A 19,083-nucleotide genomic window follows, 5' to 3' on the forward strand; every position below is an offset into this window, starting at 1 on the left:
GTGAGACTTCAAGACCATACCGATTTCACCACGCTGCACTGGGTCAAGGCCGAGCTCGACGACGCCTTGTCCAAGGCGCGCCAGGCCCTCGAATCCTATGTGGAGGATTCGCGGGACGCCTATGTCATGCACACCTGCGCCGCGGACCTGCACCAGGTCCATGGCACGCTGCGTATGGTCGAGCTCTACGGCGCCGCGATGGTCGTCGGCGAGATGGAGCAACTCGTCGCCGCACTGATCGACAACCGTGTTGCACAGCGCGACGACGCCTATGCCGCGCTCATGCGCGGCATGATGCAGATGCCGGACTACCTCGAGCGCCTGCAGAGCGGCCATCGCGACGTGCCGATCGTGCTGCTGCCGTTGCTCAACGACCTGCGCGCCAGCCGCGGGGAACAGTCGCTGCACGAGTCCGCGCTGTTCACGCCGAACCTCGACACCATGTTGCCGGCCACGGCGCCGGGCGCGAGCGATCCCGCCGCGGCCGAGGCCCAGCGCGGCGAACTTGCCGAATTGCGCCTGCGCTTCCAGCAGCAGTTGCTGGCATGGTTCCGCGGCCAGGCCAGCGAACGCCAGCTGCTCGGCATGCGCGCCACGCTGGACAGCATCGCCGCCCGCTCCTACACGATCGCGGGTCGCCGCCTGTGGTGGATCGCCGCCGGAGTGCTGGAAGGTCTCGAGCGGGGTGTGCTGCGCGCGCACGAAAAAGACGTGCGCCAGTTGATCGGCCGCGTGGATCGCTCCATCCGCGAGCTCGTGGAGGGCGGCGAGGAAGCCATGCTGGGCGGCGACGCCGACGAGCTGTCGCGCAAGCTGCTTTATTACGTGGCCCAGGCAAAACCGGGCAGCGAACGCATCGAGGAACTGCGCCAGACCTACCGCCTGGAAGGCCTGCTGCCGCAAGCGTCCGAGGTGGAACATGCACGGGGCTCGATGTCGGGCCACAACCGTGCGCTGCTCGACACCGTGTCGGCGGCCATCAAGGACGACCTGCTGCGGGTGAAGGAAGCGCTCGATCTTTTCCTGCGTCGTCCTGACGGCGATCCGGCCCAGCTTGGCCAGCAGACCGAAGTACTGGACCGCGTGGGCGACACGCTGGGCATGCTGGCCCTGGGTGTACCGCGACGCGTCGTGGGCGAACAGCGCCGCATCCTCGGCGAGATCGCCACGGGTGCGCGCGAACCAGACGAGGAAGCCCTGCTCGACGTGGCTGGCGCGCTGCTCTATGTGGAAGCCTCGCTGGACGACCACATCGAAAGGCTGGGCGCCGACGGCGAGGCCCCGGCGCCTGCCGACCTCGGCCCGTCGCCGCTGCCGCGCAGCGAGGCTCGCCACATCCTTTCCACGCTGATGCGTGAGGCCACCGCCAACACCGCGAAGGTGAAGGACGCCATCGTCGGCTTCGTCGAATCGTCCTGGGACCACGACCAACTGGCCGGTGCGCCCGAGTTGATGGCCGAGATCGGGGGGGCCATGCGCATGCTGGGCGCGAACCGCCCGGCGGAACTCGCCGATGGCATCGGCCTGTTCATCCATCGCGAATTGCTCGGCGACCGCCGCGTGCCGAATGGTACGCAGATGGACCGCCTCGCCGATGCGCTGGCCGCGCTGGAGTACTACCTCGAGGCCGCACGCGAGCATCGCGGCGGCCTGGAACACATTCTTGACGTCACCCAGCAGAGCCTCGCCGAACTCGGCTACTGGCCCGTGCCGGTGGAACCGGAACAGGAATCGGAAGAAGAAAGCGACCTCCTCGGCGAAGCCGCCATCGAAGACATCGAGGCGGCGGCGATCGAACACATCGCCGTGCCCGCGACCAGCGCCGATCCGGGCGCGACGGTCGCGAGTTTCGCCGACAGCTTCGACCTGGTGGACGAGCCGCCGGCGGACGTCGAGAACGCGTCCGAAACATCCGTCGCCGCCGAGGGTGTGCCTGCCGCACCGGCGGGCGAGGAAGACTGGGTCGAGATCGAAGAAGAGATCGAGCAGGAAGTCGGTGGCCTCGGCATGGCCGAGTTCGCAGGTTTCCAGATCACCGTCGACGGCATTGACGACGAGATTCGCGAGATATTCCTCGAGGAAACCGAGGAAGAAATCGGCAACCTGCGTGCCGCCCTCGGCCATTGGCTGGCCGAACCGGAGCGCAGCGACGCGCTCGTGCCGATCCGTCGCTCGTTCCATACGCTGAAGGGTTCGGGCCGTCTTGTGGGTGCGCGCCTGCTGGGCGAGTTCTCCTGGAAGGTGGAGAACATGCTCAACCGCGTGCTGGACGGCACCATCGGTCCGCACGAAGGCGTGCAGGCCCTGGTGCGTCATGCCGTGGATGCCCTGCCGCAACTCAAGGCGGCGCTGGAAGGCGACGCCACCCCGGCGGCGCCGATCGCCGCGATCATGGAAACCGCCGACCGCCTGGCGATGGGAGACACGGCCTTCGTCGAAGACGTGGCGCGCCACTCCATCCATCGTGTACGCAGCAAGGTCAAGCGGCGCGTTCCGCGCGACACCATCGCGGCCGTGCCCACGGCCGCGTTTGCGGCCTACGGGCAGCCTCCGGCGGAGACGCCGGAAGCATCTGTACCCGTGGATGCGACAGCCGAAGAAACCGTCGCTCCGATGGAGGGCGAAGCCGCATACGCCGCACCGCCGCTGCCCCCGGTGGACGCGGTGCTGCTCGACATCCTGCGTGCCGAAGTGGCGCAGTACCTCACCGTGATCCGGGCGAACCTCGCGCGGGCCGGTGGCGACGAGCTGCCGGTGGACGATGCCTTGCTGCGTGCCGTGCATACCCTGCACGGCGCCATCGGCATGGTGGACATCCCCGTGCTGATCCAGGTGCTCGCACCGCTGGAAGGCTTGATCAAGCGTGTGCGCGCCAGCGGCCAGCCGCTGCGGCAGGAAGGCGTGCAGGCGCTCACGGACGCGGCCGACCTGGTCGACCACGTCATGGACCAGTTCGATGCGCCCGATCCGCGCGTGCCGGACGTGTCGGGGCTTGCCGCGCGCATCGCCGTGCTTCGCGACGAACAGCCGGAAGCGACGGTGGCGCACATCCTGTACGAACCCGATCCGCTGCCGCTGGACGACGAACTCGAGCTCGGCCTCGATCTGGCGGACGACACAACCGTGGCCGGGCACGAGGATGCGGAGTCCTTCCTGCCCGAACAGCCGGTGGAACCGAGTGTCCCCTCGCTGGACGAACAGCTGCTGGCGGACGAACTCGCGGACGAAGGCGGCCTCCCGGACCTGGAGCCGGTGCCGCTGGAGCCGGTCGCATCGAGCGACGAATTCAGTACGGACCTGCTGGCCTCTTTCGAAGGTTTCGACATCGAGAAGGTGGACGTCGAAAAGCCCGAAGGCGAGGTCCGTCCCATCATGGCCTACGATGCCGAAGAGGACGCCGCGTGGCGCAAGCTCCTCGGCGAGATCGAAGACGCCGCGTCGCCGGGCACCGCCGAAGAAGAGCCGTTGCCCCAACCGATGTCGCACGACGGCGAGGTGTTGCACCTCGACGATGGGCTGGCCGAGGTCGTCGCGGATGAGCCGTATGCCGCGCCGACACCGGCGGACGACGCTTCCGAGGACGTGCCAGTCGCGTCCGAGATGCTTCCGGAAGCGGAGGGCGTGGCTGCCAACGACGCGCCGGCCGACGAGCCCGTGCACATCGAGGACCAGTCGCACGAACCGCTGGCTCCGCCGGTGCACACGCCGGCCGCCGAGCCGGCGCCCGCCCTGGTACCCGAGCTTTCGCCTTACGCGGATATCGACCCCGACCTGCTCGAAGTCTTCGTGGAGGAGGGACGCGAGATCCTGGATCACGCGGACGCCGCCCTCGCGGCGTGGCGAGCGGAGCCGGAGCAGCCCGAGCACGTGGCGGCCCTGCAGCGCGACCTGCACACGTTGAAGGGCAGCGCACGCATGGCCGGCATCGCCGCCGTGGGTGATCTTTCGCACGCGATGGAAGCGCTGCTCGACGCGGTGGCCGGTGGCCAGCGCGAGAGCGACCGCCCCGCCATCGAAGCGACGGAAACGGGGTTCGATCGCCTGCACGGCATGATCCAGTCCATTGCCTTGGGCAAGCCGATCGCACTGACCGACGCCGATATCGAGCCGTTCGCCCGGTTGGCGGGTTCGCCGATCGGTCCGGACACGCTCACGGCGGAGGCCTACCGCGAAGAACGCGAGGCCGCGATCATCGAACACGCGCCCGTGTTCGAACCGCTGCCCGAACCCGAGTTGCCGCCCGAGCCTGTCTTCGATCGCGAACTTCCCGAACTGCTGCCCGAGTTCGAGGAAGAGGAACTCCAGCGCGCGTCGCAGGAGCAGATCCGCGTACGCGCGGACATGCTCGACACGCTGGTGAACCATGCCGGCGAAGTGTCGATCTATCGCTCGCGCCTGGAGCAGCAGACAGCCAGCTTCCGCTCCGCGCTGACCGAGCACGAGCAGACGGTCAGCCGCCTGCGCAGCCAGCTGCGCATGCTGGAAATCGAAACCGAAGCCCAGATCATCGCGCGCTATCACCAGGAGCACCGCGACACCGGCCTGTCGAACTTCGATCCGCTGGAACTCGACCGCTTCTCGCAGCTGCAGCAGTACTCGCGAGCCCTGGCCGAGTCGGTATCCGACCTTGTCTCGCTGCAAACCATCCTGGACGAACTGACCCGGCAGTCCGAGAACCTGCTGCTGCAACAGCAGCGGGTGAACGCGGAGCTGCAGGAAGGCCTGATGCAGACGCGCATGCTGCCGTTCGATGCGATGGTGCCGAACCTGCGGCGTACGCTGCGCCAGGCAGCCTCCGACGTCGGCAAGCGAGCGCAGCTCGTGGTGGAGGGCGCCAACGGCGAAATGGACCGCAACATGCTCGACCGCATCAAGGCGCCGTTCGAGCACATGCTGCGCAACGCCGTGGCGCACGGTATCGAGGCACCGCAAGTGCGCGAGGCCGCCGGAAAGAACCCGGAAGGCACCGTCCGCATCCAGGTGGCCCGCGAAGCCACCGAAATCGTGGTGCGCCTGTCCGACGACGGCGGCGGCATGGACCGCGACGCGATCCGCGCCAAGGCGATCGAGCGCGGCCTGCTGCGTCCCGACGCGCGCGTGTCCGACGACCAGATCTTCCAGCTGACCCAGGTGCCGGGTTTCTCCACCGCGGAGAAGGTCACCCAGGTGGCCGGACGCGGCGTGGGCATGGACGTGGTGGCCAACGAGATCAAGCAGCTTGGCGGCACGCTCGGTATCGAATCGGAGAAGGGTCGCGGCACCACCTTCGTGATGCGCCTGCCGTTCACGCTCGCCGTTACGCAGGCACTGATCGTGCGGATCGGCGAAACCAACTTCGCCATTCCGATGACCTCGGTGCACGGCGTGGCGCGCATGGCGCCGAACGAGCTTGCCCACCGCATGGCCGATGCCTCGCCCGCGTTCGACTACCTGGGCGAGGAATACGGTATCCACGATCTGCCGCAACTGCTCGGCGTGCACGTGGTGTCGTCGCCGGACGAAGGCGATATCCCGCTGCTCCTCGCCCGTTCGGGTGACCTGCGTGCCGCGATCCGCGTCGATGCCGTGCTCGGTTCGCGCGAAATCGTGGTCAAGCCGGTAGGCCCGCAGGTGAGCTCCGTGCCGGGTATCCTCGGCGCCACGATCATGGGCGACGGCTCGGTGCTCATGATTCTCGACCTCGCGCCGCTGGTCCGCCATGGCGTGGCGCGCCGCGCCTTCGAAGCGGAAGCACTGGTGCCGCATGCGCCGCGCGCGCAGGACGAGATTCGCGTGAAGCCGCTGGTGATGGTGGTGGACGATTCCATCACCATGCGCAAGGTCACCGGCCGCGTGCTGGAGCGCCACGAGTTCGAGGTGATGACGGCGAAGGACGGCATCGACGCCCTGGAGAAACTCAACGAGCGCGTGCCCGACCTGATGCTGCTCGATATCGAGATGCCGCGCATGGACGGCTACGAGTTGGCGACACAGATGAAGGCCGACGAGCGGCTGGCCGGCGTGCCGATCATCATGATCACGTCGCGCACCGGCGACAAGCATCGCCAGCGTGCCTTCGACATCGGCGTCGACCGGTACATCGGCAAGCCGTATCAGGAGAACGACCTCATCGTGCAGATCAACGACGTGCTCGGAGCCCACCATGGCTGACCGCGAGACGACGGTCGCGCTGCTGTTCGACGACGCCAGTCTCTCCGCGCACCTGCGTGAGGCACTTGTCGCCCAGGGCGCGCGGATCGTGTACGAGTCCGACCTGCATTCGTTCGCGGCGGCCGAACTCGTCGGCTCGTCGGCGGACGTGGTGGTGGTCGATCTGGACAACCCCGGCGACGACGATCTGGATCGTCTCTACGACACGGTGGAAGGTGGACATCCGCGCCTGGTGTTCAACGACGCCGACGCGAGCCGCAAGCTCGAGGGCTGGGATCGCGCCCGCTGGGCCCGGCACCTGGCCGCCAAGCTGGTGGGCGAGATGGCTCTCGATCCACCCAGGCCCGAGGACGCGCGCGCGATAGAACCGAGGGTCGCCGCGTTGGCGAGCATGGCTGCGCCGGCCGAAGAGCGCTTCGAAGAAGCACTGGTCGACGACCTCGCGATCACCGGCAGCCATGGCTACCCCGAAACGCCGATGCCCGCTTCCGATACCGCGGTGTTCGACGAAGCGCCGGCCATGGCGGATGACGTTGCCGACGAACTGAATTTCTCCACCCCGCTGTCCGAAGAGGGCGGGGAAGGCGAGGGCGTGACGTCGTCGGAACTGGCGGCCGAACTCGAGGCACTTCTCGCCGACTCGGGCCCGCTCGTCGAAGACGACCTCGAATCGCTGCCGTCCGCACCGCTGGAACTGACCGAGCTGGCGACGCTCGACCTGTCCGGATTTGAGGTTGTGGAGGAAGCGGTCGTTGCCGACGCAGTGCCGGAAGAACCGGCCCGCGGCAGCACGCTGAGTCTCGCGTCGCTCGACGACGACTCATCGGCCGGCGGCCAGGAGACGATGCGGTCGGTCGAGATCGAATCGCGCGCCACCGAATATGTTCCCCCGCCGGTACCGGAATGGGACCTGGTGGACCACGACGCCGTCGTGGTCGAACCGGTGCCGCGTCCCGCGCCGGCCGAGTTCGGCATCGAAACCATCAGTGCCGCGGAATACCTGGCGCAGGACGTCGTGGACGACGGCACGCACGGAGTGGAACCGGGGTTCACGCTCGAACTGGTGTCGATGGAAGAAGCCGTCGCACCGCGCACCGACGGCGATTTCGCGCACGAGATGTTCCTCGACGCCGCACCGCGCGCGGTGCGTCGTGTGATCGCCCTCAGCGGCACGCACGAGAGCGAGGCTTCCATCGCCGCGTTCCTCTCCGCGCTGCCCGAGCGCGTTCCCGGGGTGCTGCTGGTGGTCGCGCATCATGACGACACGGAAGGTTTCGCGGCGAGCCTGGGTGCACGGGTGGCGACCGACGGTGCGTATGCGGCGCACGGCGATCGCCTGGTCGTGCCGCGCGGCGCACACGTGCAAATCCGCCGCGACGGTAGCGTAGCGGTACGCGAGGACGGCAGCTCGGCGAACGTGGGCGGCCCGTCGATCGACGGCGTGCTGAGCACGCTCGCCGGCGGCTTCGGTGCCGATGCCCTGGCGGTCGTATTCGCCGGTCGTGGCAACGACGCGGTCGCAGGCGCGCAGGCGGTCTACGATGCCGGCGGTCGTGTCTGGGTCGAGACGGTGCCGCCGGAGACGGAAGCAGGACACATGGTGGCCGGTATTCGCGAGGAGCGGGTGGCCGACTACGCCGGCGACGTGGGCGCGCTGGCACGGAAACTGATCGAGGAATTCCCATGAGCGAGCCGTTACCGCGCGAAATCCGTTGCGTCCTGATCCCGAGCGGTGGCGTCCGCCTTTTGCTGCCCAACGCTGCAGTGGCGGAAGTGATCACGCTGGCGGGTGTCGAGCCGGTGGCCGACGCGCCGGAGTGGCTCCTGGGCCGGATCGCCTGGCGCGGCTGGAGCATTCCGTTGCTGAGCTTCGACCATGTCGCAAGCCTCCCCGAAGACGCACCGCCGCAGGCCGCCCGCGTGGCGGTGTTGAAAGCGGTGGGCCATCACCCCGCGATGCCTTACCTCGCCGTGCTCACACACGGCTTCCCGCGCCTGACCACGTTGAACGCCGAACTCCTGCTGCCCACACACGACGGACACGATCTGCCGTTTGGCGTGCGCGCCCGCGTGCTGGTGCGCGACGACACGGCGGTGATTCCGGATCTGGAGCAGTTGGAAGGTACGCTGGTGGAGATGCTGGCGGCGGCCTGAAATCGCTGCCACAGGGCGGCCCCAAGTCGAAGACGACCGTTCCGGCTGCGCACTCTGTGTGAACCCGGTCCCGTCAGGCGGCCTGCTTGAGCCAGGTTTTTGCCAGGCCGACCCTCTCGACGAACGGTAGCTCATCGATGTCGAGACCAGCACTATCGCAGATTTCCGGAAGCGCCAATTGAAAGCTTTCGTAAGCTGCAATGACTAGCTTTGGACCTGGGATGGACTTGCGGCGAGATTCTGTCAGAAGCCAATTACGGACGCTTCGGATGACATTGACCGCACTTCCGCCATGTGCCTGAAGATCCTGACCGGCAATGTCGGAGAGGCAACGCTGTGACGTGAAGCGGTCCCGTTCCAACACAAGAAATGAATGACGAGACTGAGCGCCTTTTTTTAAGCCGATGGCAAGTCCGAGTTCAAAGGGCATGTTGAATCGGGGGAGCGAATTGATCGCGTCGAGCTCCACGGCGGACAGGTCATGAACGCTGTACGAGGACTCCTGAATAATCCGCATGATCTTGTCGACGCGTACGTCTCCGCTGTTGCCAGCTTCGAGCGCTGACCGAGGTCGGAATCCGCACGCGAGCACCGTAAACACCATCGCATCCATCAGGGGACGGTAGTCCGCAGTGAAAGGGCAGTTGATGAAAACGCCTTTGGGGCTGGAGCCGGTCCCTGCGGCCATGCAAAGTTACTTTCCTTTGCGCAATTTCGCTGGGACTACCAGCGAAGCAGCGGATTTCTTACCTGCGGCCTTGCTCGTCATGGCAGAGGCCAGGGCGCTACGAACCAGCGCGTTACGCTGCGTTTGTTTGAGGACCCCACCGCGAATCGGGAAGTCCGGAACGGGGAATTTCGGCTTGATGGTCGTCATGTACCGAGTATAGGTCTTCAGAGTCGGAGAGCGGCCTGCGGTCTTGGAGCGGTTTTGCCTACTTGTCGGGTCAGTGCATCGGTGCGTCAGGTGCCGAGTCACGTCGACGCGAGGGGCCCCGCCCCCGCCGAAACCGGTGCGTCGCGGCAAACGGCACGGACACTTGACTTGCAAACGAGAATCATTATCATCAACTCCGCACCCTAACGCGGAGTCCAGACCATGCTGCTTCGATCGCTTCCTCTCACCGACAACGGCGGCCGTGATCGGGTCGTGCCGCTTCGCGCCGCCCCGGTGGCTGCCCGCCGTGTGGAAAGCAAGAACCTGCTCGACGGTTCGCGTGAACTCGTCATCGAGCACCAGGGCAGCGAATACCACCTGCGCCTGACGCGGAACGACAAGTTGATCCTCACGAAGTAAGCGTTACCTCTCTCCCCGACGCCAAGCCACGCGGGTCTCCCCAGGCCGCCCAGCCAGGCATCCTTCGACCGTCTTCTGTCCAGGGACACGCCATGTTCGGCTGGCTCGCCACCTTCGGCGTGCAATCGCGCGCCCGCTCGTCCGCCACCACACGCTGGATGGCCCTTTCGCCGCGTACGCTGTTCGAAGGCCTGGGCCAGCTGGGAGGCGTGCTTTACCTGGCGCCCGGCCATGCCGCTGCGCCTGCACTCGGTGAGCCACACGATTGCCTGGTGGAGACTGCGGAACTGGCCTCGCTCCTGGGCACGCGCTACGTGGCGGTAACCTGCACCGTCACCGCGGAGGGTCCGCGGGAGTGGATCGATTGCGTGGACGGGCAGGGCGACACGTTGGGTCGCATCTATCTCCTGCCGGACACGGACTATCTTGCCTGGGACGGCTTGTTCGCCGATGCGTCGCCTGCTCCGGCTCCGGCTCCGTCGCGGCGTGCGCCTGATCGTGGCTGGCTGCGTGCTTCCCGTCCCCGCGTACTTTGCTTCACGCGTCGGCGGATCTGCGGCTTCACGGTGCTGGGCGTCCGCGAGGCGCCGATCTCGTCGCTGGGCCGTGGCGTGGCCCGCGACATTGCCATGTCGGAATCCCTGACGACCTTCGGCTGACGCCAGGGCACACCATGCGCCTGTGGGAGCCGGCCCGCCCTGTGGGAGCCGGCTGTGCCGGCGATCCCGTGCCAGCGGGCAGGCTTGCCACGAGCACCCATCGCCGCTGAAGCGGCTCCCACACACGTCCGTCGGGTGTCCGCGACCTGGGCCTGTCCGGACACTTTGTCCGCGGACACATGTCGTTGCGCCCAAGCGCAACGGTAAACTATTGAATTAAAACGATTCCATGGCTTGGCATGGCGCTTGCTGGATATCCACGCAAGCAAGCCAGGGAATCCACCATGATCCGTGACACCTCCGCCCAGGACCGCCTCGTCGAAGTCCGTCCGAACCGCAAGCGCAAGTTCGTCCTCATCGGGGCGGGGGTCGCGGCGGCCGTGCTCGTTGCCCTTGCCGCGCCACGCATCGGAACGATGTTCTCGGCCGATACCTCGGTCAGCGCTTCCCGCTTGAGCTTCGGCACCGTGACGCGTGGCCCGTTCGTGCGCGATATCGCCGCGGAGGGCAAGGTGGTGGCGGCCGTGAGTCCCACCATGTACGCCACCTCGGCCGGCGCGGTCGTGCTCAAGGTGCACGCCGGCGACGTCGTGAAGAAGGGCCAGGTGCTGGCCGTGATCACCAGCCCCGAACTGACCAGCAAGCTGGCTCAGGAGAAATCGGCCGCCGACGGCATGGAAGTGGATTACCTGCGTGCGCAGATCGACGCCAAGAAGAAGCGCTCGGAACTGCAGAAGGCATTCGACAACGCGGTGATCGACCAGACCGCCGCGGAGCGCGACCTGAATCGCTACGAGAGCGCCTACGGCAAGGGCGCCGTGCCGCAGTCGGACGTCGACAAGGCGAAGTCGACGCTGGACAAGGCGCAGATCACCGCGAAGCACGCGAAGACCGATCTTTCCATGGACAACGACAGCCTCACCTTCGACGTGCAGGCGAAAAAGCTTGCCCACGATCGCCAGGTGTACCTGGTGCAGGACCTGGAGCGCCAGGTCGAAGACCTCAACGTGAAATCGCCCGTCGACGGTCAGGTGGGCCAGCTCTTCATCGCCGAACGCGCCACGGTCGCGAAGGACGCACAGTTGCTCAGCGTCATCGACCTGTCCGCGCTGGAAGTGGAGATGAAGGTGCCGGAAAGCTTCGCGCGCGACCTCGCCATCGGCATGCCCGGCGAGATCAGCGGCAACGGCAAGACCTGGAACGGCAAGGTCAGCGCGGTGTCGCCGGAAGTGGTGAACGGCGAAGTCGCGGCCCGCTTGCGTTTCGACGGCGAAACGCCGAAGCAACTGCGCCAGAGCCAGCGCCTGTCCGTGCGCATCCTGCTCGACAAGCGCGACAACGTACTGACGGTGCAGCGCGGCTCGTTCGTGGACGAAAGCGCAGGGCGCTACGCCTACGTGGTAAACGAGGGCATGGCCGATCGCCGCGATATCCGTGTCGGTGCGAGCAGCATCGACAAGGTCGAGATACTGGATGGCCTGAAGGAGGGCGACAAGATCGTCATCTCCGGTGCCGACACCTTCGGCGACGCCAAACACGTCGCCATCAGCCGCTGACAGAGGGAAAAACCATGCTCAAGATGACCCATCTCGCCAAGGTCTACCGCACGGAAGTCGTCGAGACCTACGCCTTGCGCGACTTCAACATCGACGTGAAGGAAGGCGAGTTCGTCGCCGTGACCGGTCCCTCGGGTTCGGGCAAGACCACCTTCCTCACCATCGCCGGCCTTCTGGAAACCTTCACCGGTGGCCACTACCACCTCGACGGGGTGGAAGTGAGCCAGCTGGACGACAACGCCCGTTCGCGCATCCGCAACGAGAAGATCGGCTTCATCTTCCAGGCCTTCAACCTCATTCCCGATCTCAACGTCTTCGACAACGTCGAGGTGCCGCTGCGTTACCGCGGCATGAAGGCCGCCGAACGCAAGCAGCGGATCATGGATGCGCTGGAGCGCGTGGGCCTGGCCTCGCGCGCGAAGCACTATCCGGCGGAACTGTCGGGCGGCCAGCAGCAGCGCGTGGCCATCGCCCGTGCGCTTGCAGGTTCCCCCCGCCTGCTCCTCGCGGACGAACCTACCGGCAACCTCGACACGCAGATGGCCCGTGGGGTGATGGAACTCCTGGAAGAGATCCATCGCGAGGGTGCCACCATCGTCATGGTCACCCATGATCCGGAACTGGCAGCACGCGCGCAGCGCAACGTGCACGTGATCGACGGCCAGGTGGTGGACCTGGCGGAAGAGCCGCGCTTCCACGCGCATGCGCATACCGCGCATTCCTGATCGAAGCTGATCCATCCTCGGGGGCTCCCATGTTCAGTTACTACCTTCAACTCGGCCTGCGCAGCCTGCGGCGCAACCCGATGCTCACCGCACTCATGGTGATGGCCATCGGCTTCGGCGTGGCGGCATCGATGACCACCTATTCGGTCTTCCGCGCCACGTCGCGCGATCCGATCCCGCAGAAGTCCGACGTGCTGTACAACGTGCAGCTCGACAATTGGGGGCCGGAGAACACCAAGGAGGGCGAGCCTCCGCCGGCACTGAGCTACAAGGACGCGACGGCGCTGCTGCGCGCGCACAAGGCGAAGCGTCAGACGGTCACCTACCCGATCGGCGTGTCGGTCATCCCCGAGGATCCTTCGCGCCTGCCCGTGCGCCAGGGGGCCTACGCCACCGGTGCGGATTTCTTCCCGATGTTCGATGTGCCCTTCCTGCAAGGGCGGGCCTGGAGCCTTGACGACGACGAGAAGCATGCCGATGTGGCCGTCATCAGCAAGTCGCTCAACGACAAGCTGTTCAACGGTGGCCAGAGCGTGGGCAAGCAGATCAACCTCGACGGGCACCTGTTCCGGATCACCGGCGTCATCGAGGACTGGGCGCCGCAGCCGCTGTTCTTCGACGTGCCGAACACCTCCGGATTCGACGAGGGGGCCTCGGTGTACGTACCCTTCAACCGGGCGGTGGACCTGAGGTTGCCGAACAACGGCAACAACAACTGCGTCAAGGATCCGGGCGAGGGTTGGGATAACTACCTGCGCTCCGAGTGCATCTGGCTGTCGTTGTGGACGGAGCTGCCCAGCAAGTCCGAGGCGCAGTCCTACCGCGAATACCTAAGCGGTTATGCGGCGGAGATGCAGCGCTCCGGTCGCTTCAGCTGGGCACCGAACGTTCGCCTGCGCAACGTCATGGACTGGTTGTCGGTGCAGAAGGTCGTGCCCCGCGAGTCACAGGTTTCGCTTCTGGTATCGCTCGGCTTCCTCGTCATCTGCCTGGTCAACACCATTGGCCTGCTGCTGGCCAAGTTCATGCGCCGCGCACCGGAAATCGGCGTGCGCCGCGCGCTGGGTGCCTCGCGTCTCGACATCTATGCACAGTTCCTCATCGAGGCGGGAACGATCGGTATCGCGGGCGGTGTGTTGGGATTGCTGCTGACCGGCCTTGGCGTCCTGGGTGTGGGGCTCGTGTTCCCCGAGGATATCGCACGGCTCGCCACGCTGGATCCGACCCTGATGCTGCTCACCCTGGTGGTGGCGATCACTGCCTCGGTCGTGGCCGCGTTCTATCCCACGTGGCGCGCCGCCCAGGTGCAGCCGGCGTGGCAGCTGAAATCAAACTGAGGGTAGCGCCATGCAAATCAGACCCATCCTCGCAGCGCTCCGCCGGCACAAGGCGGGTACCATCCTTATCGCGTTGCAGATCGCGCTGACGCTCGCCATCGTTTGCAATGCGCTGTTCATCGTGCACGAGCGCGTCGAGCGCGTGCGCCGCACCACCGGCATGAACGAGGCCAACGTCATTGCCGTACAGAACCTCTACGTAGGCTCGCCGGGCACCTATCTGCCGCTGATGAAGACCGATCTTCAGGCGCTTCGCTCCATGCCCGGCGTGGAAGACGCCTATGTGACCAATTCGTTTCCGCTTCGCCGGGGCGGCTGGTCGACGACCGCCCAACGGAATGCCGACGACGGAAAGAACGGCGTGCAGAGTGCTCTCTACTTCGGCGATGAGCATGCGCTGGCGACCCTGGGTGTGAAGCTGATTGCCGGACGCAATTTCACTCCCGGCGAGATCACGTCGTTCACTCGCGACCAGCAGCCCGCGCCACCGCAGGTCATCGTCACCAAGGCCTTCGCGGACAAGATGTTTCCGGACGGCAATGCACTCGGCAAGACCGTGTATTACATCAAGGGGCGCCCCTCCACGATCATCGGCATCGTTGAGAAGCTCACCGTCCCCTGGATCGATACAGACTTCATCGACAACGTGACCATCATGCCCCTGCTGTTCGACAGCAGCTACCAGCATTTCGTCCTGCGCACCAAGCCGGGCCAGCAGGACGCCGTGTTCAAATCCGTCGCCAGCACGCTTTACGGAGTGAACCGCATGCGCGTGCTGCCGGAGAAGAACGGCGTGCGCACGTTCGGGATGGTGCGCTCCGCCGCCTACGAGGCAGACCGGGGCATGGCCGTGCTGATGAGCATCGTCTGCGGCGTGCTGCTTGCGATCACGGCCGCCGGCATCGTGGGCCTGTCGAGTTTCTGGGTGGGCCAGCGTCGCAAGCAGATCGGCGTACGGCGTGCCCTCGGCGCCCGCAAGAGCGACATCCTCGGTTATTTCATGACCGAGAACTTCCTGATTGCGCTGGCGGGTGTCGTGGTGGGGGTGATCCTGGCGCTGGGCATGAACCAGTGGATGCTCACGCAGTTCGAGATGCAGCGTCTGTCCTTCACTTACGTGCTCGTCGGCGTGGTCGTGCTCCTGGGTTTGGGGCAGGCCGCGGTATTCGCGCCGGCCCTGCGTGCCTCGAGAGTTTCCCCCGTCGAAGCCACCCGAAGTGTCTGACGGCGGCAGTTGAGGAATCTGGATGTTCGGTTACTACGTGGAACTCGCCGTGCGGAGCCTGCGGCGAAGCAAGGCGCTCACGGCGCTCATGATTCTCGCCGTGGCGCTTGGCATTGGAGCGAGCATCACCACGCTCACCGTCTTGCACGTACTCTCGGGCGATCCGCTGCCCGGTCGCAGCGCATCGGTGTTCATGCCGCAGATGGACCCGCGCGACAAGGAACGTGACGATCATCCAGACGAATTGCCGACCCAGGTCACGTGGGCGGACGGCATGAACCTGCTTCATGCCGCACGCGCCCGCAGGCAGGCGTTGATGGCGGCGGGATCCACGCCGGTGCAGTCCGACGACCTCGCCATCGATCCGTTCATCGTGCCTGCCAGGTACACAACGGCCGACTTCTTTGCGATGTTCGGCGTGCCCTTCCGTTACGGCCAGGGCTGGACGGCGGCCGACGACGAGTCGCGTACGCGCGTGGCGGTCATCGGTGCCGAACTCAACGATCGCCTTTTCCGCGGCGAGAACAGCGTCGGGCGAACCTTGCATGTCGACGACGTGGATCTGCGCGTCGTCGGCGTGCTGGCGCCGTGGCGTGCGGTGCCGCATTTCTACGATCTGAACTCGGGCAACTACAGCGTGGGCGAAGAGGTATACGTTCCGCTGGGCACCGCTCGCGCCGCGAAGCTCAAGCGCAACGGCAGCATCGAGTGCTGGGGAAACAAGTCGTCCGACGAGGCGAACATGGAAACGGCCAACTGCGTCTGGTTGCAATTCTGGGTGCAATTGGACGATCCGGCCGCCGTCGCGTCGTATCGACGGTTCCTGGACGGCTACGTGCACCAGCAGGTGGCGCTCGGCCGCTTCGAGCGGCCGGCGGTTTCCGCGTTGCCGAACGTCATGCAGTTCCTCGACCAGCAGCGCGTGGTGCCGAGCGACGTCAAGCTCCAGGTGTGGCTTGCGTTGGGGTTCTTCGCGGTCTGCCTCGTCAACACCGTGGGCCTGATGCTGGCGAAATTCATGCGTCGCGCAGGCGAGGTGGGCGTGCGTCGTGCCCTGGGCGCGTCGCGACGCAGCGTGTTCGCGCAGTTGCTCGTCGAGGCCGCCGTCATTGGCCTGGCGGGCGGCATCGGCGGGTTGGGCCTGGCCGTGCTCGGGCTCGCGATGGTACGCATGCAGCCAGGCGCTTCGGCCGAGCTTGCGCACCTCGACCTCACCATGCTCGGTACCACTTTCGTCATTTCCATTGCCGCGGCCATCGCCGCGGGCCTGATTCCGGCCTGGCGCACCTGTCGCATCGCGCCGGCGCTGCAATTGAAGAGCCAGTGACATGCTGACAGACGTTCGTCCCATCGTTTCGACGCTGCGCAGGCATCGGCTTACCGCCACGTTGCTGGTCCTCCAGATCGCGCTGACGTGCGCCATCGTCTGCAACGCCGTCTTCCTGATCGGCGACCGCGTGAGTTGGATGCTGACACCCAGCGGCATCGCCGAGGGCGATCTGATGCGGATCATCGTGTCTGACATCGGGCCGCGCCGCGACCTGCATGCCCGGGTGGAGGCGGACCTGGCGGCGCTGCGCGCCATTCCGGGCGCGCAGGCGGTCACTGTGGGCAATTCGCTGCCGTTCGGCGGCAACGCGTGGAATTCAGGGCTGAAGCTGGACAGGTCGCAACAGTCGCCCAGCGCGACCGTGGCGATGTTCTACGGCGAATCGCTCGTGGAAACCCTGGGTACCCGTCTCGTGGGGGGGCGGCTGTTCCGCCCGCAGGAATACGCGTGGGTGGACGACCTCGTTGCCGGGAAGGCGACGAGCAGCCACGTGGCGATGATGACCAGCGACCTGGCGAACCGGCTGTTCCCGGGCGAGTCGGCGATAGGCAAGGAAGTGTTCGTCGGCGGGGAACCGGTGCGGGTCGTGGGCGTCCTGGAGCGCCTGCCGGCCGCGCGGGTGGGCGCGCGCGAGGACGTGAACAACACCCTGATGATGCCGTGGCGGATGGTTCCGGCCTATGGCGGCGGCTACTTCGTGCGCGCACGGCACGGCGAGGCGGCCCATGTGCTCAAGGACGCCGTTGCCGCGCTAAAGAGGGTGGAACCCCGGCGCGTGATCGTGGAGGCACGGCTGTATTCGGACATCCGCGGCCGTTACTTCGCCAACGACCGCGCGATGACGGTGCTGCTCGCGGCGGTGTCGGTGGCCCTGCTGGTGGTGACCGCTTTGGGCATCGTGGGATTGGCGAGCTTCTGGGTTGCCCAGCGCCGTCGCCAGATCGGCGTGCGCCGGGCCCTCGGGGCGAGCCGGACGGCGATCCTGCGCTACTTCCAGACCGAGAACTTCCTGCTGGCCAGCATGGGTATCGCCCTGGGCATGGCGCTGGCCTATGGGATCAACGTGCTGCTGATGCGCCAGTACGAATTGCCCAGGCTCCCGTGGACCTACCTGCCGGTGGGGGCGATCGTGCTTTGGGGTTTGGGGCAGGCGGCGGTGCTGGCCCCCGCCCTGCGGGCGGCCTCGGTGCCGCCTGTCGTAGCCACGCGCGGATAAATGTTCGAAGTGTCCCTAGAATGGGACGAGGTGCCGGCGGGATAGCAACCTTTTCGCCGGGGGAGGCATCCATGGCTGCATGCGAAGAAACCAGATGCGCTGCGTACTGATCATCGACGACAACCCCGCGGTGGGTGAAGCCCTTTCGCTCGCCCTGAGCCTGCGCGACATCCACCCGTTGGTGGCGCTCACGCCGGATGACGGCCTGGCGACGTTGGCCCGAGAGCGGGTGGATGTCGTCATCCAGGATATGAACTTCACCGCCGACACCACCTCCGGGGAGGAGGGCGCGGCCCTGTTCAAGGCGATCCGGGCGCGGTATTCCGACCTTCCCGTGATCCTCCTCACCGCGTGGACGCACCTCGAGGCGGCTGTGGAACTGGTGAAGGCGGGGGCGGCCGATTACCTGGCCAAACCGTGGGACGACACCAAGCTGCTTGCCACGGTGGAAAACCTGCTCGAACTCTCCGAATCCACCCGCGAGGTGACTCGCGCCCGCGTGGAGCGCCGCCGCCGCAAGGAGGCGCTGGAAAGTCGCTACGACCTCGACGGCCTGGTGTTCGCCTCCGAAGCCATGAGCCGCACGATCGAACTGGCCTGCCAGGTGGCGCGCTCGGATGTGCCCGTGCTCATCACGGGGCCGAACGGAGCCGGCAAGGAGCGCATCGCCGCCATCGTGCATGCGAACTCCGCCGTTCGGCGCGGTCCTTTCGTGGCGGTGAATTGCGGTGCCTTACCGGGCGAACTGATCGAAGCGGAGCTGTTCGGTGCCGAGGCCGGTGCCTATACCGGGGCCAACAAGGCGCGGGAAGGCCGCTTCGAAATGGCCGACGGCGGCACGCTGTTCCTGGACGAGATCGGCAACCTGCCTCTGCCGGGCCAGATGAAACTGCTGCGCGTGCTGGAAACCGGCCAGTTCGAACGCCTGGGGTCGGGGCGCACGCGCCAGGCCAAGGTGCGCGTCGTCAGCGCCACCAATGCCGATCTCAAGGCGATGATCGCCGCGGGCACCTTCCGCGAAGACCTCTATTACCGCCTCAACGTGATCGACGTGAACCTGCCGCCGCTCTCGGAGCGTACGGACGACATCCTGCCGTTGGCCGAATTCTTCCTCGACGGGAAGGCCACGCTTTCCGAAGACGCGCGCGAGGCCCTGCTGGCCCATTCCTGGCCGGGCAACGTGCGGGAACTGAAGAACGCCATCGCGCGTGCCGCGTTGCTCGCCGGCGATGGGCGCATCGAGCCGGCACACCTCGCCCTGCCGCCTCCCGCACCGCATGTAGCAAGGAACCTCGACGAACCCAGCCGCGAATCGGTCGAAGCCGCCCTCGCTTCCGCCGGTGGCGTGGTGAGCCGGGCGGCCAGCACCCTGGGCCTTTCACGACAGGCGCTTTACAGGCGCATGGAGCGCTACGGCCTGGCGGTCTGATACGT

The 19,083-nt window shown here is 66.4% G+C and carries 14 protein-coding genes; 12 read left to right on the forward strand and 2 right to left on the reverse strand.

The annotated features are described in order from the left end of the window. Genes FHS47_RS07990 through FHS47_RS08000 form a run of 3 tightly spaced genes read left to right on the forward strand, consistent with a single transcriptional unit; the run spans position 1 to position 8,304 of the window. Complete coding sequence (locus tag FHS47_RS07990) at positions 1–6,150, forward strand: Hpt domain-containing protein (RefSeq protein WP_167025393.1); 6,150 nt, start codon at positions 1–3, stop codon at positions 6,148–6,150. Further along, positions 6,143–7,837: a chemotaxis protein CheB gene (locus FHS47_RS07995; protein ID WP_167025396.1), complete on the forward strand. Its 1,695-nt coding sequence runs from the start codon at positions 6,143–6,145 to the stop codon at positions 7,835–7,837. Before FHS47_RS07990 ends, FHS47_RS07995 begins: the two co-directional genes overlap by 8 nt. Next, positions 7,834–8,304, forward strand: coding sequence for a chemotaxis protein CheW (locus FHS47_RS08000; RefSeq protein WP_167025399.1), 471 nt, complete (start codon positions 7,834–7,836; stop codon positions 8,302–8,304). The genes FHS47_RS07995 and FHS47_RS08000 overlap by 4 nt, the downstream gene beginning before the upstream one ends. A gap of 73 nt (positions 8,305–8,377) precedes the next feature. Here FHS47_RS08000 and FHS47_RS08005 read toward each other — a convergent pair whose 3' ends face one another. Both FHS47_RS08005 and FHS47_RS08010 read right to left on the reverse strand, forming a co-directional pair. Further along, entirely contained in the window at positions 8,378–8,992 is a 615-nt protein-coding gene (locus FHS47_RS08005) for a hypothetical protein (protein WP_167025401.1), read from the reverse strand. 6 nt (positions 8,993–8,998) lie between these two features. Then, the gene (locus FHS47_RS08010) at positions 8,999–9,181 is read right to left on the reverse strand and encodes a hypothetical protein (RefSeq protein ID WP_167025404.1); all 183 of its coding nucleotides are present in this window, start codon (positions 9,179–9,181) and stop codon (positions 8,999–9,001) included. Positions 9,182–9,403: 222 nt separating this feature from the next. Here FHS47_RS08010 and FHS47_RS08015 point away from each other — a divergent pair, with 222 nt between their 5' ends. From FHS47_RS08015 to FHS47_RS08055, 9 genes are all read left to right on the forward strand, one after another. Further along, the gene (locus FHS47_RS08015) at positions 9,404–9,601 is read left to right on the forward strand and encodes a hemin uptake protein HemP (protein WP_167025406.1); all 198 of its coding nucleotides are present in this window, start codon (positions 9,404–9,406) and stop codon (positions 9,599–9,601) included. A gap of 92 nt (positions 9,602–9,693) precedes the next feature. Beyond that, positions 9,694–10,260 carry a hypothetical protein gene (locus tag FHS47_RS08020; protein ID WP_167025409.1) on the forward strand — a complete coding sequence of 189 codons (567 nt, stop codon included), beginning with the start codon at positions 9,694–9,696 and terminating at the stop codon, positions 10,258–10,260. Between the two features lie 284 nt (positions 10,261–10,544). Beyond that, complete coding sequence (locus FHS47_RS08025) at positions 10,545–11,816, forward strand: efflux RND transporter periplasmic adaptor subunit (RefSeq protein ID WP_167025412.1); 1,272 nt, start codon at positions 10,545–10,547, stop codon at positions 11,814–11,816. 14 nt (positions 11,817–11,830) lie between these two features. Then, on the forward strand, positions 11,831–12,541 hold the full coding sequence (locus FHS47_RS08030; RefSeq protein ID WP_166699264.1) for an ABC transporter ATP-binding protein: 711 nt from the start codon (positions 11,831–11,833) through the stop codon (positions 12,539–12,541). A 29-nt stretch (positions 12,542–12,570) separates the two neighbouring features. After that, entirely contained in the window at positions 12,571–13,878 is a 1,308-nt protein-coding gene (locus FHS47_RS08035; protein ID WP_167025415.1) for an ABC transporter permease, read from the forward strand. 10 nt (positions 13,879–13,888) lie between these two features. Continuing rightward, on the forward strand, positions 13,889–15,103 hold the full coding sequence (locus FHS47_RS08040; RefSeq protein ID WP_167025418.1) for an FtsX-like permease family protein: 1,215 nt from the start codon (positions 13,889–13,891) through the stop codon (positions 15,101–15,103). Positions 15,104–15,125: 22 nt separating this feature from the next. Continuing rightward, the gene (locus FHS47_RS08045; RefSeq protein WP_167025421.1) at positions 15,126–16,430 is read left to right on the forward strand and encodes an ABC transporter permease; all 1,305 of its coding nucleotides are present in this window, start codon (positions 15,126–15,128) and stop codon (positions 16,428–16,430) included. 1 nt (position 16,431) lies between these two features. Further along, the gene (locus FHS47_RS08050; protein WP_167025424.1) at positions 16,432–17,649 is read left to right on the forward strand and encodes an FtsX-like permease family protein; all 1,218 of its coding nucleotides are present in this window, start codon (positions 16,432–16,434) and stop codon (positions 17,647–17,649) included. 94 nt (positions 17,650–17,743) lie between these two features. Then, complete coding sequence (locus tag FHS47_RS08055) at positions 17,744–19,078, forward strand: sigma-54 dependent transcriptional regulator (RefSeq protein WP_167027795.1); 1,335 nt, start codon at positions 17,744–17,746, stop codon at positions 19,076–19,078. Positions 19,079–19,083 lie beyond the last annotated feature (5 nt).

Origin of the sequence: Luteibacter sp. SG786, from assembly GCF_011759605.1 — a bacterium.
Taxonomy (GTDB): Bacteria; Pseudomonadota; Gammaproteobacteria; order Xanthomonadales; family Rhodanobacteraceae; genus Luteibacter.

Bases quoted from the DNA above. Each gene is read 5' to 3' on its own strand.
- FHS47_RS08010 (WP_167025404.1), bottom strand. From the start codon at position 9,181: ATGACGACCATCAAGCCGAAATTCCCCGTTCCGGACTTCCCGATTCGC.
- FHS47_RS08055 (WP_167027795.1), top strand. From the start codon at position 17,744: ATGCGCTGCGTACTGATCATCGACGACAACCCCGCGGTGGGTGAAGCC.
- FHS47_RS08025 (WP_167025412.1), top strand. From the start codon at position 10,545: ATGATCCGTGACACCTCCGCCCAGGACCGCCTCGTCGAAGTCCGTCCG.
- FHS47_RS08045 (WP_167025421.1), top strand. From the start codon at position 15,126: ATGTTCGGTTACTACGTGGAACTCGCCGTGCGGAGCCTGCGGCGAAGC.
- FHS47_RS08005 (WP_167025401.1), bottom strand. From the start codon at position 8,992: ATGGCCGCAGGGACCGGCTCCAGCCCCAAAGGCGTTTTCATCAACTGC.
- FHS47_RS08050 (WP_167025424.1), top strand. From the start codon at position 16,432: ATGCTGACAGACGTTCGTCCCATCGTTTCGACGCTGCGCAGGCATCGG.
- FHS47_RS08020 (WP_167025409.1), top strand. From the start codon at position 9,694: ATGTTCGGCTGGCTCGCCACCTTCGGCGTGCAATCGCGCGCCCGCTCG.
- FHS47_RS07995 (WP_167025396.1), top strand. From the start codon at position 6,143: ATGGCTGACCGCGAGACGACGGTCGCGCTGCTGTTCGACGACGCCAGT.
- FHS47_RS08030 (WP_166699264.1), top strand. From the start codon at position 11,831: ATGCTCAAGATGACCCATCTCGCCAAGGTCTACCGCACGGAAGTCGTC.
- FHS47_RS08040 (WP_167025418.1), top strand. From the start codon at position 13,889: ATGCAAATCAGACCCATCCTCGCAGCGCTCCGCCGGCACAAGGCGGGT.
- FHS47_RS08035 (WP_167025415.1), top strand. From the start codon at position 12,571: ATGTTCAGTTACTACCTTCAACTCGGCCTGCGCAGCCTGCGGCGCAAC.
- FHS47_RS08015 (WP_167025406.1), top strand. From the start codon at position 9,404: ATGCTGCTTCGATCGCTTCCTCTCACCGACAACGGCGGCCGTGATCGG.
- FHS47_RS08000 (WP_167025399.1), top strand. From the start codon at position 7,834: ATGAGCGAGCCGTTACCGCGCGAAATCCGTTGCGTCCTGATCCCGAGC.